Raw genomic sequence first — 14,490 nt, forward strand, 5'->3', positions numbered from 1 at the left:
ACGCGGGGGCCGGCGGTTCGCCCGAACCGCCGGCCCCCGCGCCGTACCCGGCCCGGTGCTACCGTCGCCCGATGTCAAAGATCGAGATCGACTCGGTGACCGCCGACTTCTTCGGTGCCTTCGACAACCGGGGCGGCAAGGCCGCCGACGTGGGACGCATCAGGCGGCTGATGCTTCCCACAGGGGTGATCGTCAGCGCCGGGCCCGCGTTCACGGTGTACGGCGTGGAGGAGTTCATCGAGCCCCGGCAGCGGCTGTTGAGCGACGGTCGGCTGGTGGAGTTCTCCGAGTGGGAGACGTCCGAGCGGACCGAGATATCGGGGGACATCGCGTCGCGCTTCGGCGAGTACCGCAAGTCCGGGATCCTGGACGGCGCCCCGTTCGAGGGCGGCGGGACCAAGACCATCCAGTTCGTGCGCACGCCTGAGGGCTGGCGCATCACGGCTTTCGCCTGGTACGACCAGCCCTGATCCCGCGCGCCGCCCGTATGTCAGCCGTGTGCGCCCGTCACGGCTCCCGACACGGCCGCCGTGATCACCTCGGTGACGTACGGCAGATGGTCGTCGAGGTAGAAGTGGCCGCCGGGCAGGACATGCGCGGTGAACGAGGCCGCGCTCTCGCGTTCCCAGGCCGCCACGCCCCCCACCGCGACCCGGGGATCGTCGTCGCCGGTCAGCGCCACCAGCGGGCAGCGCAGCCGGGGGCCGGGCCGGTGGGTGTGCGTGAACAGCATGCGGTAGTCCGCGCGCAGCGCCGGGAGGATCAGCTCCAGCAGCATCGGGTCGGTCAGCAGCTCGTCCACGGTGCCGGCCAGCAGCCGCATCTCCGCGATCAGTTCGGCGTCCGTGGGGTCCGACGGCCACCGCAGCGCGGCGGGCAGCGAGGGGCCCTCGCGGCCCGACACGAACAGCACGGCGGGCGTCTCGCCGCGCTCCTGGAGCCGTCGCGCGGCCTCGTACGCCATGACCGCGCCCATGCTGTGCCCGAACAGGGCCGTCGGCCGGCCCGCCGGGTCCGCGGGCAGTGCGTCCAGGACGGCGTCCACCACGTCGTCGATGCGCTCGGCGAACGGCTCCGTGAAACGGTCGTGGCGGCCCGGGTACTGCACGACCAACGGCTCCAGCGGGCCCGCGAGCGCGGCCGACAGGGCGTGGTAGGCGCCGGCCGCGCCGCCCGCGTGCGGGAACACCAGCAGCCGCGCCGGGGCCTGGGGCGCGGGGTGGAAGTCCCGTATCCAGTTGTCCATGTCCGCAGCGGTCCTTTCGTCACGGGTGTCGGGAGTTCTGTGGGGTATGGGCGCGGAGGGCAACGGGCAGTGCCCCGGTGCCGGATGGTCCGGCCCGGGGCCTGTGTCGCGCCCGCGCGAGGGGGTTCAGTCCTCGGCCGCGGCGATCCAGCTCTCCAACTGGTCCAGCGTGGTGTTCGGATCCGCGACCAGGGCGTTCAGCTCGTCCTCGTCCGAGCTGAGGGTGACGACGGCGGGGCAGCGGTGGCAGCCCTCGACGCCGACCTGGTTCCACCACTTGCAGTGCGGGCGCAGGTGGCACCGTGGTACGGCACCGGCCGCCGCCTTCGCCGGCACGGCCCGTATGCGCTCGATCAGACCACAGGCCGTACCCACCCGGTTCGCACAGTCCGACACGCAGTGCGAGGCGAACCGCAGGACCCGGTTCGGGGCGATGCCTTCCGGGATGCTGCCCAGGACGTCGGCGGCGGGTACCGGATCGGCGAGGTACACGACCTCACCGCCGTCCCCGGACCGCACGCCGAGGACCACGGACTCCGGGCGCTGCGCTTCGCCGCTGGGACACCAGTCGAGTGTCTGCTGACCCGTGCCCGGGGCCAGGTCGGTCGAGCTGTCCACGGTGCTCACCTCCGCGCCGTCAGCAGGGAGCCCGGAGCGGGCTCGCGCTGTTGGAGGCGGTCACCATTCCGGCGATGACGGGGCCGCCGGCGACGGTACCGCTGTCCTGCTCGGCGGCGACCGCCTTGGCGATGCTCGCCGCGAGCTGTTCCTGCGAGGTGATCCGCTCGGACCGGGGAGCGGCCGAGGCGGTCACGGTGCTGCCCGCGACGAGACCGGTGACCAGAGCCGCGGCCGCAGCCGCCTTACGAAGACCGTTGTTCATGCGTGTCCCTTCCGAAGTCGCCCAAGTGCTACGGGACTTGACGCTAGAAGCGCGGGACGGCCGCGATCGGCAGTAGGGGCGGCAGCTTCGCGGGGATCCCGGCCCGCCGCGCCCGGCCGGCACCCGCCCGCGCACCGGACCGGGCGTGCGGGCGGGAAACCGGACCCGGCTGCCGGACGCATCGCGATTCTGCGATGATGCTGCGCCTATGCTCGGCCAGACACGCGTGCAGGAGAGTGCCTTGACCCTTACCGAACCCGAGGCGCCGGCATCCCGGGACGAAGCGGCGCCCACGGCGGTGCCCGATACGGAGCCTGATACGGAGCCCGAGGCCGCGGCCCGGGAGTTCTCCCCCGCGCGGCTCTCGGCGGCCGACGTGCTGACGCTCGGCAACGCGGTCTGCGGATTCGCCTCCATCTACTTCATCACCACGGCAGTTCTCGTCCCGTACCTCACACACGGCCGGGGCGGCGACGGCTCGGTGCGGCAGGGCGCGGCGACCGCCGTCATGCTCATCCTGATGGCCTCGCTCTTCGACCTGTGCGACGGACTGGTCGCCCGCAGGTTCCGCAGCTCCGGCATGGGCGCGGAACTCGACAACCTCTCCGACCTGGTCAGTTTCGGACTCGCACCGGCGTACTTCGTCCTGGTGTGGGGGCTGGTCACCGAGGACGCGCAGCTGCGGCTGGTCGTCGCGGCCGCCGTCGCCGTGCTGCTGGGCGGGCTGCTGAGGCTCGCGCGGTTCTCCGTCACCACGATGCAGGACGGCATGTTCCAGGGCATGCCGATCCCGTTCGCCGCGCTCACCGTCGTCTCCGTCGTCCTGCTCGAACTGCCCTTCAAGGTCACCCTGATCGCGGTGGTCGGCGTCGCCTGGCTCATGGTCAGCCGCATCGAATACCCCAAGCCCACCGGCAGGCTCGCCACCGCCACCATCGGCTGGGCTGCGGTCAACATCGGCTGCCTGGTCGCCTGGGCCGCCGACGCCCCCGGCGCCGAGACCCTCCTCGTCACCGGCTGCGCCCTGCAACTCACCCTCGCCGCCGTGCTTCCGCTGTTCGCCGCGGCCCGCCGCCTCACCGGCGTGCGCGCGGGATCCGGCCTCAACTCGCCGCGGAAGCCTTCTTGATCGCCTCCCGGATGCGGGAGTAGGTCCCGCAGCGGCAGACGTTCTCGATGCGGTCGATGTCGGCGTCGGTCGGCTTCGGCGTCGAGCGCAGCAGCGCCGCGGCGGCCATGATCTGGCCGGGCTGGCAGAAGCCGCACTGGGCCACGTCGCAGTCCAGCCAGGCCTGCTGCACCGGGTGCAGGTCGTCGCCGTCGGCCAGCCCCTCGATCGTGGTGACCTTGCGGCCCGCGCAGTCCGCGACCGGGACGACACAGGGCTGGATCTCGGCGCCGTCCAGATGGCTCGTGCAGGCCCGGCAGACGCCCACCCCGCAGCCGTACTTGGGGCCGGTGACGCCGAGCTTGTCGCGCAGCACCCACAGCAGGGGCATGTCCGGCGGCGCGTCCACGGTGACGGGCGCTCCGTTGAGGACGAAGGTGTGGCGGGGCATGGGAATCCCTCCGGGTAGGAAGAGCGGGGAAGCGGGAGGCGTCAGAACGTGAGCGGGAAGCGGCGCGGACTCTTTCCGGTCGCCCGCGCGTAGGCGTTGGCGACCGCGCCCGCCGCCGCGGGAACGCCCAACTCGCCTGCTCCGCCCGGCTCCTCGGTGGACGGCATGAGGTGCGCCTCGAAGTGCCAGGGGCTGTGCCGCTGGCGCGCGTAGTGGAAGTCGGAGAAGCTGCCCTCGCGAACGGCACCCCGGTCGATGTGCAGGCCCGCCCGCAGGATCGTGGAGATGCCGTCGATCGCCGCGCCCATGAGCTGGGCATCGAGGCCGCGCGGATTGACGACCGTGCCGACGTCCGCCGCCATCACCACCCTCGTCACCCGGGGGTGGGCCGGATCGCTCGCGTCGATCTCGGCCAGCGCGGCCACACAGGAGCCGTACTCCTCGTGCACGGCGACCCCCTGGCCGTGCCCGGCGGGCAGCGCCCGGCCCCAGCGGCCCGCCGCGGCGACCTTGTCCAGTACCGCCCTGACGGACTTGCTGCGCAGCGTCGTACGGCGGAACGCGACCGGGTCCCTGCGCAGGATGCGCGCGACCTCGTCGACGACGATCTCCTCCGCCGTCCGTGACGTACCGGAGTCCACCGAACGCCAGGCCCCGAGGGGCATCGCCAGCTCGATGCCGCCCCAGTCGCCTTTGACGGAGCCGAAGTTGTAGAGGCCCTCGTTGCTCGGCAACGGGGCGGCCGCGCCGGGCCTGGGGGCTCGGGGGTGTTGGCGGGCTGTCGTTGCGACCCCGCCGCCGGCCGACTCGTTCACCGACGCCATGTGGTGGGCGAACGCCACCACCCGGCCGTCCTTGTGGCTGGCCCGGATGAGGTGGTGGCTCGCCGGGCGCATCCGGCCGTGCCGCATGTCGTCGTTGCGGCTCCACATCAGCTTGACCGGGAGGTGCGCCTTCTTCGATATGAGGGCGGCCTCGAGCGCGGCGTCGTGGTTCAGCCGCCGCCCGAACGAGCCGCCGCCGCGCACCACATGGACCTTGACCGCGGACTCCGGCAGCCCGACCGTCGCCGCGATCTCCGCCTGCGCGTACCCGGGGCTCTGCGAGGAGAACCACAGCTCGGCCCGGTGTTCGCGGACATCGGCGATCGCGGTGAGCACCTCCATCGGCGCATGGCTGACGAACGCGAACTCGAACTCGCCCTGCACCTGCCGCGAACCGTGCGGCGGGGCGGCGAGATCCGGCACGGCGGCCCGCAGCCTGGAGCGGATCGCGGTGTCCGACAGGGCGGCGAGCGGGCCCGGCGTCCAGGTGATCCGCAGCGCGTCCCTGGCCCGGAAGGCGTGGTGGAAGGACTCCGCCACCACGGCCACGCCTCCGGGAACCCGCACCACCGCGCGGACGCCGGGCAGCGCCCGGGCGGCCGCCGCGTCGAGGGCGGAGACCTTGCCGCCGAGCGTCGGCGGACGGGCCACCACGGTCGGCAGTGCTCCGGCGACGTGCAGGTCACCGGCGTACGTCGCCTTGCCGGTGACGATGTCCCGGGCGTCGATCCGGGTCGTCGGGTGTCCGATCACCGTGTGCCTGCTCGCCGGCTTCGGCCAGGCGGGCACGTCCGCGTGGCGGAGGCGGGCGGCGGCCGCGGACAGCGACCCGAAGGTGGCCGTACGGCCGTCCGGGGCGACCACCGTCGTGTCGTGGGTGCGCAGCGTCCGCGCAGGCACCTTCCACTCCCGGGCCGCCGCCGTGACGAGCCGGGCGCGTGCGGTGGCGGCCAGCCTGCGGGCCGGGTCGTACAGCGAACTGACCGAGCTCGAACCGCCGGTGAACTGGTTCTCCAGGCGCGGGTCGGCGTCGGCGAGCGGGATCTCGACGTCGGCCAGCCGGGCGTCCAGCTCCTCGGCGATCATCATGGCGACCGCGGTCGTGATGCCCTGCCCGACCTCGGCCCGCGGCAGCCGTACGACGACCTTGTTCGCCTCGGTGACCTCCAGGCCCAGCATCTCCCGGCCCCGGTTCGCGACGATCACGCCGGAGGAACCGCTGCTCGCCGCTGGAGTTTCCGCCGCTTGGGGCAGTGCGTCCGTGGGCAGCGCGTCCGCCGTCGCCGGGGTGGCCAGCGTCAGAGTGGTCGCCGCCAGCGCGTACACCATGACCCTCCTGCGGGAGAGTCCCTGGCCCTCGATGTCGATGTCGTCCTTGTCGTCGTTGTCGCTCAACGGACGCGCCCTTCGGCTGGGAACGGGTGTTCTGGTGCTCCGGTCGGCTCGTGAGACGGCTGGTGCGCGGGCTGGGTTGCGTGTCCGGGGCGGGTGCGTGCGCCACGGGAGAGGCGGGCGGGGGAGAGCGGGGTCAGGATGAGGCCATGAGCGGAGTCGACACAGCCAGAGGAGCGGGCGGCGGCGGGTACTCCGCAACGCCCCTCGCGAAGAAGATCGGCATCAAGCCCGGCCACCGCGTCGGCCTCCTGCACGCCCCGCCCCGCTGGGACATCCCGGGGCTGCCGGAGGGCTGCGAGGTCACCGGCTCGGGGCCGCGGGGCGAAGACGTCACCGTGGCCTTCTACCGCGAGCGGGAGGCGCTGGCCGCCGAGGCCCCCGCCCTGGTCGAGGGGCTCGACGACCGGGCCGTGCTCTGGATCGCCTGGCCCCGCAAGGCGGCCGGACACGTCAGCGACATCGCCGAGAACGACCTGCGGGACCTGTTCCTGCCGCTCGGCGTCGTCGACGTGAAGGTGGCCGCGCTGGGGGAGGACTGGTCGGGCCTGAAGTTCGTACGACGGAGGGAGAACCGGCGTACGTGAGGCGCCCACATGGTGAACGGCTAGCATCGCGGGCACAGTTGTTGGCCGGAATGGGGTGGGCGTTGTGTCGCAGGCGGAGCCGAGGGTCGCCGTAGCCGTGGTGACCATGGGGAACCGGCCCGCCGAGGTGGACGCGCTGCTCACCTCCGTGGCCAAGCAGGACGTCGCCCCCGCCCGGATCGTGATCATCGGGAACGGCTGCCCGCTGCCCGACTTCGCCGACCGGCTCGGCCTGCCCGGCGAGGTCACCACCATCGAGGTCGACGAGAACCTCGGCTGCCCGGGCGGACGCAACGTCGCCCTGCGGCGGCTGCGCGAGTTCGGGGACGTCGACGTCGTCGTCGAACTGGACGACGACGGGCTGCTCGTCGACGCCGATGTGCTGCGGCGGGTGCGGGACCTGTTCGCCGGGGACCCGCGGCTCGGCATCGTCGGCTTCCGGATCGCCGACGAGAGCGGCGAGACACAGCGCCGGCACGTGCCCCGGGTGGGCGCCAAGGACCCGATGCGCGGCGGCCCCGTGACCGGCTTCCTCGGCGGCGGCCACGCCTTCTCGCTGCCGATGCTCGCCGAAATCGGGGACTGGCCCGCCGAGTTCTTCTTCGCGCACGAGGAGACGGACATGGCCTGGCGCGCCGCCGACGCCGGCTGGACCGTCCTCTACGCGCCCGAGCTGCTCCTCCAGCACCCCAAGACCTCGCCCGCCCGGCACGCCATCTACTACCGGGTGACCGCACGCAACCGCGTCTGGCTGGTCCGCCGCCGGCTGCCGCTGCCGCTGATCCCGGTGCACCTGGCGGTCTGGATCGCCCTGACCCTGCTGCGGACACGGTCCGTCGGCGGGCTGCGCGCCTGGTTCGGCGGGTTCGTGGAAGGGCTGCGCACCTCGGGCGGGGAGCGGCGTCCGATGCGCTGGCGCACGGTGTGGCGGCTGACCCGGCTGGGGCGTCCGCCGGTGATCTGATCCCCACCGGTTTTGGCCGCCGCCCGTGGAGACACGTCCGCGGGGGCCGCTCGGGGACGTAGGGACGGACAAGGGCCCCGGTCGTTCACCTCCGACGACCGGGGCCCTCTTGCGTCCCCGGATCCGGCCGCGGCGGCGACACTCCCCCGAGTTACGCGTCATACGCGCGCACCGTCGGGCCAGATCCGATGAAGTGATCACATCAGGCCACACCAACGGATCGCTAACATGAGGCCAACGGTTTCGCGAGGAGTCGCGAGCCCGGCGGCAGAAAACCGCCGAAATGCGGCGTGAAGGTGCCGAACGGCGGCACCCGGTCGGCGTCCGATGGTCGCGCGAAGAGCGGAAAGGCAGTGGGCGGCACGATGCGGAACGAGCTGCGGTTCGGGCTGCTGGGTCCGCCGGTTCTGTACGACGCCGACGGCGAGATCCGGCCAATCCGCAGCGCCAAGGTGCGCGCCCTGTGCGTCGCGCTGCTCCTGGAGCCCGGCCGCGTCGTCTCCGTCGACGCGCTCAAGGACGCCCTGTGGGGCGGCACCCCGCCCGCCTCCGCACAGGCCTCCCTGCACAACCACGTGACCCGGCTGCGACGGCTGCTCGGCGAGGACGGCACGGAGCGGCTGCGGGCGGTGCCGCCGGGGTACCTCCTGCGGGTCGACGAGGGCGAGTTGGACGTCCGCGTCTTCGAGCGCCACGTCATGACCGCACGCGCCGCGCACGCCGACCGCGACCGGGAGCGGACGCTGCGCGCGTCCACGGCGGCGCTCGCCCTGTGGCGCGGAGCGCCGCTCAGCGGCGTCCCGGCCGAGCGCGGCGGACTCGCCCTCGTCCAGCGCCTGGAGGAGGCGCGGCTGCTCCTGCTGGAGTGGCGCTACGACGCCGAACTGCACCTCGCCGGGGCGGCGGCCGCCGCGGGCGAGGCGGCCGAACCCTCCGTCGGCGCCGGTCGACTGGCCGCTCTGGCACCCGGGTTGGCCGCCCTGGTCGCCGAGTATCCGCTCCGCGAGTCCTTCCACCGGCTGCTGATGCTCGTCCTGCACCGCACCGGCCGCCAGGCCGAGGCCCTCGCCGTCCACCGCGATCTGCGGGCCCGTCTCGTCGACGAACTCGGCGTCGAACCCGGGCCCGCCGTGCGCGAAGCACATCTGGAGATCCTCCGGGCGGGCGAGGAGGAGGACAGCGGGGAGTACGCGCGGCAGGCCGCACCCGGGGAGCTGGGGGGCGCCGCCGCCGAAGGCCGCGGACACCGGCAGCGCACTCCTCCCGAGCGCTCGCCCCGGCCCGCCCAACTCCCGCCGCCACCTGCCCACTTCACCGGCCGGGACGACCTGCGCGAGGAACTGCGACGGCTGGTGTCGACGGCGACGTCCGCCCCGGCCGTGGCTGTCCTCAGCGGCATGGCCGGCGTCGGCAAGAGCGCGCTGGCCCTGCATGTCGCCCACGGGCTGAGGGAACGCTTCGACGACGGCCAGCTGTACGTCAACCTGCACGGCGCCACGCCCGGCATGACCCCGCTCACCCCCGGCCAGGCGCTCGCCGCGCTGCTGCGCGACCTCGGTGCCGAGCCGCGCGGCATCCCCGAACACCCGGACGCCGCGGCCGCGTTGCTCCGCTCCATGCTCGCGCCCACCCGCACTCTGATGGTCCTCGACGACGCCGCGAACGCCGCGCAGGTGCGGCCACTGCTGCCCGCGGGCGCCGGGTGCGCGGTGATCGTCACGAGCCGCTCGCCGCTCACCGCCCTGGACGGCGCCCACCGCTTCCCGCTCGCTCCGCTGTCGGACGAGGACAGCGCGGCGCTGCTGCGCGCGGTCTCCGGGCGCCGTGAAGGCCTCGACGGCACCCACCCCCTCGTCGAACTGACGGGACGGCTGCCGCTCGCCCTGCGGGTCGTCGCGGCCCGGCTGGCCGCCCGCCAGGCACTCACACCGGACGTCCTCGCCGGTCAACTGACCGCCACGGAAGGCCGGTTGCACCACCTCGAATACGACGACCTGAGCGTGCGCAGATCCCTCGCCGTCGCGCACGACGCGTTGCACGCCTCCGAGCGCGAGGCCGACCGGGACGCAGCGCTCGCCCTGCGCCGGATCGGCACGCTCGACCTCCCCGCGTACGGGGCGCCCCTCCTCGCCCGCCTCACCGGCACCGGCGAACGCCGCGCCGAGGCCGCCCTCGACCGCCTCGTCGACGTCGCCCTCCTGGAGGAGACGGCATACGGCCGCTACGCACCCCACGACCTCGTCCGCGACTTCGCCCGGGAGATCGCGGGGAGCACAGAGGCGGAGGGCGCCGCGAACCCGGCGGAAGCCGGTCAGGAGACCCCGGCCCAAGGCGAGGGCGGGTGCGTCGCCGAGCAGGCCCTGCGCTGGTACACCGGTGTCGCCGCACGCGCGCTCGTGGCGATCGTCGAACCGGGCCTCGACCGCGAGGACCGCAGCCGCCCGACCACCACCCAGCCGTCGGCGCACGCGGCGGACGTCGCGGCCGCCCCGCCGTTCGCCTCCGCCGAGGAGGCCTTCGCCTGGGGCGACACGGAGCTGGAGAACGTGGTGGCGCTGGTCGAGCGGTACGCGGACTCGTCCGCCTATGTGCCCCTCCTGGTGCGCCTGCTCGGCCCCTACCTCCAGCGCCGGGGCCGTGTCGCCGAGACGGAGCTGCTCACACGGGCCGCGCTCGGGGCGGCACGTCGGCTCGGGGACGCCGCCGCCGAGGCGTACGCGCTGGGCGACCTGGCCGGGATGCACTTCATGACCGGCCGCGCGGGCGAGGCACTCGTGCTCAATGACGAGGCACTGCACATCTGGCAGCGGCTCGGCGTCCTGTCCTGGGTGCGCAGGGGGCTCAACAACCGGGGCATGCTCCTCGAAGGCCTCGGCCGCCACGCCGAGTCCAGCGAGGCGCTGCTGCAGAGCCTCGAACTCTCCCGGACGCTGGGCGACCCGCACACCGAGGCCATCACCTACAGCCATCTCGGCAACCTGTACGAGCACACCGACCCGCGGGTCGCCATCGACCACCACAAGCGGAGCCTCGCGCTCGGCGAACGGCTGGACGACGTGATCATCCGGCACTCCGCCCACTGCAACATCGGCTACGCCCACCTCACCCTCGGCGAACCGGTCGCCGCCGTACCGCACTTCGAGGAGAGCCTGCGCATCCTCGGCGCCCACGGCGACTGGCACGGCGAGACGCAGACCCGGCTCGGGCTGGTGCGGGCCCTGTCCGGCGTGGGGCAACGCGAGCAGGCCGCCCGCGAATGCGACCTGCTGCTGTGCCGTGCGAACCAGCGCGCCGACCGCTACACCGCGGGCCTCGCCCGCCACCAGCGGGGGCTGCTGCTGCACGCGGAGGGCCGGACGAAGGAGGCGTACGGGCTGTGGGAGTCGGCCCTCGCCGCACTGGACGGTACGGACAGCTCGGTGCTGGGGGAGCTGCGGGAACTGCTGGCGGGGACACCGGAGAAGTAGTCACTTGGCGTCCGCGTAGCACTCCACCACCGCGGTCGTGAACGGGAACCGGACCGGTGTCTCGCCGAACGTCAGCCGGCCCGCCAGGTCCGCGGCGTCGCGGATCGCGGCGACGACGGTCTCCGCCTCCTCGGCCGGACAGTGCACGATCACCTCGTCGTGCTGGAAGAAGACCAGCTCCGCTTCGAGGCCCGCGCAGGTGCGCCGGAGCGCGGCGAGCACGAGCAGCGCCCAGTCGGCGGCGCTGCCCTGGACGACGAAATTCCGGGCGAAACGGCCGCGGGCACGGGTGTTCGACGAGGCGTACCCGGGCACCCACCCCTGGTCGTCGCCGGTCCCGGATCCGGTGCCGGTTTCGGTGCCGTCGAGGGGGTCGTCCTGCGGGATGCCCGCCTCCTCCCCGGCGGCGTCGGACGCACCGGCCGCCGGTGGACACGTACGCCCGAGCCAGGTCCGCACGAGACGGCCCTCCTCACCGGCGCGGGCCGCGTCGTCGACGTAGGCGACGGCCCTGGGGAAGCGGCGGCGCAGCGCGGCCAGGTTCTTCAGCCCGTCCCCGGAGGTCTGTCCGTACACCGCGCCGAGCACGGCGAGCTTGGCCTGCGCGCGGTCGCCGGAGAACGCCTTGTCCGAGACGGACTGGTACAGGTCGCTTTCGCGGCCCGCGACCTCCATCAGGCCGGGGTCGCGCGAGATCGCGGCCAGCACGCGCGGCTCCATCTGGTCGGCGTCGGCCACCACGAGCCGCCAGCCGGGGTCGGCGACCACCGCGCGCCGGATCACCTTCGGGATCTGCAGCGCACCGCCACCGTTGGTCACCCATCGCCCGGTGACCGTCCCGCCCGCGAGGTACTCCGGCCGGAAGCGTCCGTCGCGCACCCAGTCCTGGAGCCACGACCACCCGTGGGCGACCCAGATCCGGTACAGCTTCTTGTACTCGATCAGGGGCTTCACGGCGGGGTGGTCGAGGGTCTCGATCTCCCATCTCCGGGTGGACTTGATCCGTATCCCGGCCTGGGTGAAGGCTTTTATGACGTCGGCGGGGAGGTCGGGGCGGACCCGGCGGCCGAACGCCTGCGACACCTCGTCGGCGAGCTCGGCCAGCCGCCGGGGCTCGCCGCCCGCGTACCGCTCGCCGAGCAGTTCGTGCAGCACCTCGCGGTGCACGTCCGCGCTCCAGGGCAGCCCCGACCGGTTCATCTCGGCGGCGAGAAGCATCCCCGCCGACTCGGAGGCGGTCAGCAGCCGCATGCGCTCGGGGTGCGCGGTGGCGTCGTGCCGGCGCTGCTGGTCCGCGTACACCTCCAGGAGATCTTCCAGGGGTACGTGGACGGGGCGCGGCTCGAACAGGGACGACTGGGAGCCGGGTTCGGCGGAGCGCTGGGGCGGGTCGGGCGGTACGGGGCCGCCGCGCAGCCGGGCGAGGGCGGCGGCCGCGGAGCGGGGTTCGCCGAGCCGCCCCTCGTGGCCGAGCAGCAGGGTCTCGGCGTCCTCCATGTCGTAGCACCGCTCGACGCGCACGCCCGCGGCGAGCAGCCGCGGATAGACCTCGGCCGTCGACCGCCAGACCCACCGGGTCACCTCGGGCCGGGACCGTACGGCCTCGGCGAGGTCGGCTTCCCGCAGGACCGGCCCGGCGGGCAGCCCGCCGAGGCCGAGGGGGGCGACCTGCGCACCACCGTCCTCGGCCGGGGCGAGAGCCCAGCGCTCGGTCATGGTTCCGAGTCTCGCAGGGGGGTCTGACAACGCCCCGCAACCGGAGGCCGAGGCCCCCTTCCTGCCCTCCTTCTTAGACCTCCTCGGTCTTCCCCGCGGCCACCACGGCCTTCAGCATCTCCACGACCCCGGCCTCCGCCGTGGACTTGTCGATGCCGAGGCCGCTCAGTACGCCCTCGCCGTTCTCGAGCTCCAGCAGGGCCAGCAGGATGTGCTCGGTGCCGATGTAGTTGTGGCCGAGGCGCAGCGCCTCGCGGAAGGTGAGCTCCAGGGCCTTCTTGGCGGCGGGACCGTACGGGACGAGTTCGGGGGCCTCGTCGGCAGCCGGGGGGAGCGCTGCGGTCGCGGCCTCGCGTACGGCGTCCAGGGTGACGTCCTGCGCGACGATCGCCTTCGCGGCGAGCGCCTCGGGGACGGCGAGGAGCCCGAGCACGAGGTGCTCGGGCAGGCCCTCGGCGTTGCGGGCGGCCTTCGCCTCGTTGTGCGCGGCCATGACGGCCTGGCGGGCGCGCGGGGTGTAGCGGCCGAAGCCCTGGCTGGGGTCGAGGTCCGACTCCGCCTTCGGGACGAAGCGCTTCTGGGCGGCCTGCCGGGTGACGCCCATGCTCTTGCCGATGTCCGTCCAGGACGCGCCCGAACGCCGGGCCTGGTCCACGAAGTGGCCGATCAGGTGGTCGGCCACGTCGCCCAGGTGGTCGGCGGCGATCACCGCGTCCTGGAGCTGGTCGAGCGCGTCGGTGTGCACTGTCTTGATGGCTTCGATGAGGTCGTCGAGGCGTACGCGTGCCGTGCCGGCTGAGTTCGAGGTCATGTGTCAACGTTAGGTTGACACTCATGGGGTGTCAACCCGAAGTTGACATCATCCGTTCTCTCTTCTTCTGCTGCTACTGGGGCGAGGCCGCCAGGCGCACGGCCAGCCCCGTGAACACGGTCCCGCTGAAGAGGTTCAGGCCCCTGGCCACCCGCCGACTGCGCCGCAGCAGCGCCGACAGCCGCCCGGAGAGCAGCCCGATCGACCCGTCGACCGCGAAGCCCATCACCACCATGGTGACGCCGAGGATCATGAACTGCCCGGCCACATGCCCCAGTTCGGGGTTCACGAACTGGGGCAGGAACGCGATGTTGAAGAGGATCACCTTGGGGTTGAGCAGATTGGTGACGGCCCCCTGCCAGAACGCCCGCCACCGCCCCGGCCCGGCCTCCCCGCCCGCCTCGACGGGCACCGCACGATCCCGGAACGCCTTCACCGCGAGGTAGAGGAGGTACGCGGCGCCCACCCAGCGCAGCACGTGATAGAGCGTCGGCAACGTCGTGAAGAGCGCCGACAGTCCGAGCATCGCGGCCACCGCGTGCACCAGCATCGCGGAGGCCACGCCCAGTGCGGCCATGACCCCCGCCCCGGGCCCTCCCCGCCCGCCCATCGCCACGATGAACATCATGTCGGGGCCCGGCGTGACACAGAGCGCAAAGCCGGCGACGAGAAACGCTGCGTACAGGGATGTGTCGACCATGGCCGCCATGCTCGACGCGACCGCCCTCCCCGGCGACCCAATTCCACAGCGTGAGACGCCTTCAGCCGCCTCACCCCACCCATCGACAGCCCACCCCGGTGCTGGTGCTGAGCGGGGGTGGGTCACGCAGCCCGGCGTTCACGGGGCGCCGCTGCGCCCACCCGTGCCGCCCCTGGCGGCACGATTGCCCGCAGTGACGCGGCTCCGCCGACCACCCGGCGTCACACGCACCGCCGCTGCCGGGTGGGCAGCCGCCCCCAGCTTCACCCGCGGTCGCGTACGTACGGACCCGACCCCCCAACACACCCGCACGAACCCGACCCACCCACCGGCACGGACCC

The 14,490-nt window shown here is 73.4% G+C and carries 13 protein-coding genes; 5 read left to right on the plus strand and 8 right to left on the minus strand.

Annotated features, from left to right (window positions below):
- The first annotated feature begins 71 nt into the window (after positions 1-71).
- The gene (locus ACN6LB_RS23790) at positions 72-470 is read left to right on the plus strand and encodes a Cif family virulence factor (protein ID WP_356139667.1); all 399 of its coding nucleotides are present in this window, start codon (positions 72-74) and stop codon (positions 468-470) included.
- Between the two features lie 20 nt (positions 471-490).
- Here ACN6LB_RS23790 and ACN6LB_RS23795 read toward each other — a convergent pair whose 3' ends face one another.
- From ACN6LB_RS23795 to ACN6LB_RS23805, 3 genes are all read right to left on the minus strand, one after another.
- Entirely contained in the window at positions 491-1,246 is a 756-nt protein-coding gene (locus ACN6LB_RS23795; protein WP_356139666.1) for a thioesterase II family protein, read from the minus strand.
- A gap of 126 nt (positions 1,247-1,372) precedes the next feature.
- Positions 1,373-1,864, minus strand: coding sequence for a hypothetical protein (locus ACN6LB_RS23800; protein ID WP_356139665.1), 492 nt, complete (start codon positions 1,862-1,864; stop codon positions 1,373-1,375).
- 19 nt (positions 1,865-1,883) lie between these two features.
- The gene (locus tag ACN6LB_RS23805) at positions 1,884-2,129 is read right to left on the minus strand and encodes a hypothetical protein (protein WP_356139664.1); all 246 of its coding nucleotides are present in this window, start codon (positions 2,127-2,129) and stop codon (positions 1,884-1,886) included.
- Positions 2,130-2,370: 241 nt separating this feature from the next.
- On the opposite strand from ACN6LB_RS23805, the gene pssA reads away from it, so the two are divergent.
- Complete coding sequence (pssA, locus tag ACN6LB_RS23810; protein WP_445027693.1) at positions 2,371-3,258, plus strand: CDP-diacylglycerol--serine O-phosphatidyltransferase; 888 nt, start codon at positions 2,371-2,373, stop codon at positions 3,256-3,258.
- Here the strand turns inward: pssA and ACN6LB_RS23815 are convergent.
- Together ACN6LB_RS23815 and ACN6LB_RS23820 are read right to left on the minus strand one after the other, a co-directional pair.
- Positions 3,233-3,688 (minus strand): (2Fe-2S)-binding protein, encoded by a 456-nt coding sequence (locus tag ACN6LB_RS23815; RefSeq protein ID WP_356139663.1) that lies wholly within the window; start codon positions 3,686-3,688, stop codon positions 3,233-3,235. The two genes, pssA and ACN6LB_RS23815, sit on opposite strands and share 26 nt — an antisense overlap.
- A gap of 41 nt (positions 3,689-3,729) precedes the next feature.
- Entirely contained in the window at positions 3,730-5,841 is a 2,112-nt protein-coding gene (locus ACN6LB_RS23820; RefSeq protein WP_445027725.1) for a molybdopterin cofactor-binding domain-containing protein, read from the minus strand.
- 212 nt (positions 5,842-6,053) lie between these two features.
- Between ACN6LB_RS23820 and ACN6LB_RS23825 the strand changes: the two genes are divergently transcribed.
- From ACN6LB_RS23825 to ACN6LB_RS23835, 3 genes are all read left to right on the plus strand, one after another.
- Positions 6,054-6,491: a DUF3052 domain-containing protein gene (locus ACN6LB_RS23825; RefSeq protein WP_356139662.1), complete on the plus strand. Its 438-nt coding sequence runs from the start codon at positions 6,054-6,056 to the stop codon at positions 6,489-6,491.
- A 55-nt stretch (positions 6,492-6,546) separates the two neighbouring features.
- Positions 6,547-7,455, plus strand: coding sequence for a glycosyltransferase family 2 protein (locus ACN6LB_RS23830; protein ID WP_356139661.1), 909 nt, complete (start codon positions 6,547-6,549; stop codon positions 7,453-7,455).
- A 365-nt stretch (positions 7,456-7,820) separates the two neighbouring features.
- Positions 7,821-10,922, plus strand: a complete 3,102-nt coding sequence (locus ACN6LB_RS23835; RefSeq protein WP_445027726.1) for a BTAD domain-containing putative transcriptional regulator — start codon at positions 7,821-7,823, stop codon at positions 10,920-10,922.
- On the opposite strand, the gene ACN6LB_RS23840 is transcribed toward ACN6LB_RS23835, so the two are convergent.
- The 3 genes from ACN6LB_RS23840 to ACN6LB_RS23850 form a co-directional block, all read right to left on the minus strand.
- Positions 10,923-12,638 carry a bifunctional 3'-5' exonuclease/DNA polymerase gene (locus tag ACN6LB_RS23840; RefSeq protein WP_445027694.1) on the minus strand — a complete coding sequence of 572 codons (1,716 nt, stop codon included), beginning with the start codon at positions 12,636-12,638 and terminating at the stop codon, positions 10,923-10,925.
- 73 nt (positions 12,639-12,711) lie between these two features.
- Entirely contained in the window at positions 12,712-13,449 is a 738-nt protein-coding gene (locus ACN6LB_RS23845; RefSeq protein ID WP_445027695.1) for a Clp protease N-terminal domain-containing protein, read from the minus strand.
- Between the two features lie 73 nt (positions 13,450-13,522).
- A complete protein-coding gene (locus tag ACN6LB_RS23850; protein WP_356139658.1) occupies positions 13,523-14,149 on the minus strand; it encodes a LysE family translocator in 627 nt (208 codons plus the stop codon).
- Between the last annotated feature and the right edge of the window lie 341 nt (positions 14,150-14,490).

This window comes from Streptomyces sp. SAS_270, assembly GCF_052543295.1.

Excerpts from the sequence above, each read along its gene's own strand:
- ACN6LB_RS23790 (WP_356139667.1), top strand. The coding sequence starts at position 72 with ATGTCAAAGATCGAGATCGACTCGGTGACCGCCGACTTCTTCGGTGCC.
- ACN6LB_RS23795 (WP_356139666.1), bottom strand. The coding sequence starts at position 1,246 with ATGGACAACTGGATACGGGACTTCCACCCCGCGCCCCAGGCCCCGGCG.
- ACN6LB_RS23805 (WP_356139664.1), bottom strand. The coding sequence starts at position 2,129 with ATGAACAACGGTCTTCGTAAGGCGGCTGCGGCCGCGGCTCTGGTCACC.
- ACN6LB_RS23815 (WP_356139663.1), bottom strand. The coding sequence starts at position 3,688 with ATGCCCCGCCACACCTTCGTCCTCAACGGAGCGCCCGTCACCGTGGAC.
- ACN6LB_RS23820 (WP_445027725.1), bottom strand. The coding sequence starts at position 5,841 with ATGGTGTACGCGCTGGCGGCGACCACTCTGACGCTGGCCACCCCGGCG.
- ACN6LB_RS23825 (WP_356139662.1), top strand. The coding sequence starts at position 6,054 with ATGAGCGGAGTCGACACAGCCAGAGGAGCGGGCGGCGGCGGGTACTCC.
- ACN6LB_RS23835 (WP_445027726.1), top strand. The coding sequence starts at position 7,821 with ATGCGGAACGAGCTGCGGTTCGGGCTGCTGGGTCCGCCGGTTCTGTAC.
- ACN6LB_RS23840 (WP_445027694.1), bottom strand. The coding sequence starts at position 12,638 with ATGACCGAGCGCTGGGCTCTCGCCCCGGCCGAGGACGGTGGTGCGCAG.
- ACN6LB_RS23845 (WP_445027695.1), bottom strand. The coding sequence starts at position 13,449 with ATGACCTCGAACTCAGCCGGCACGGCACGCGTACGCCTCGACGACCTC.
- ACN6LB_RS23850 (WP_356139658.1), bottom strand. The coding sequence starts at position 14,149 with ATGGTCGACACATCCCTGTACGCAGCGTTTCTCGTCGCCGGCTTTGCG.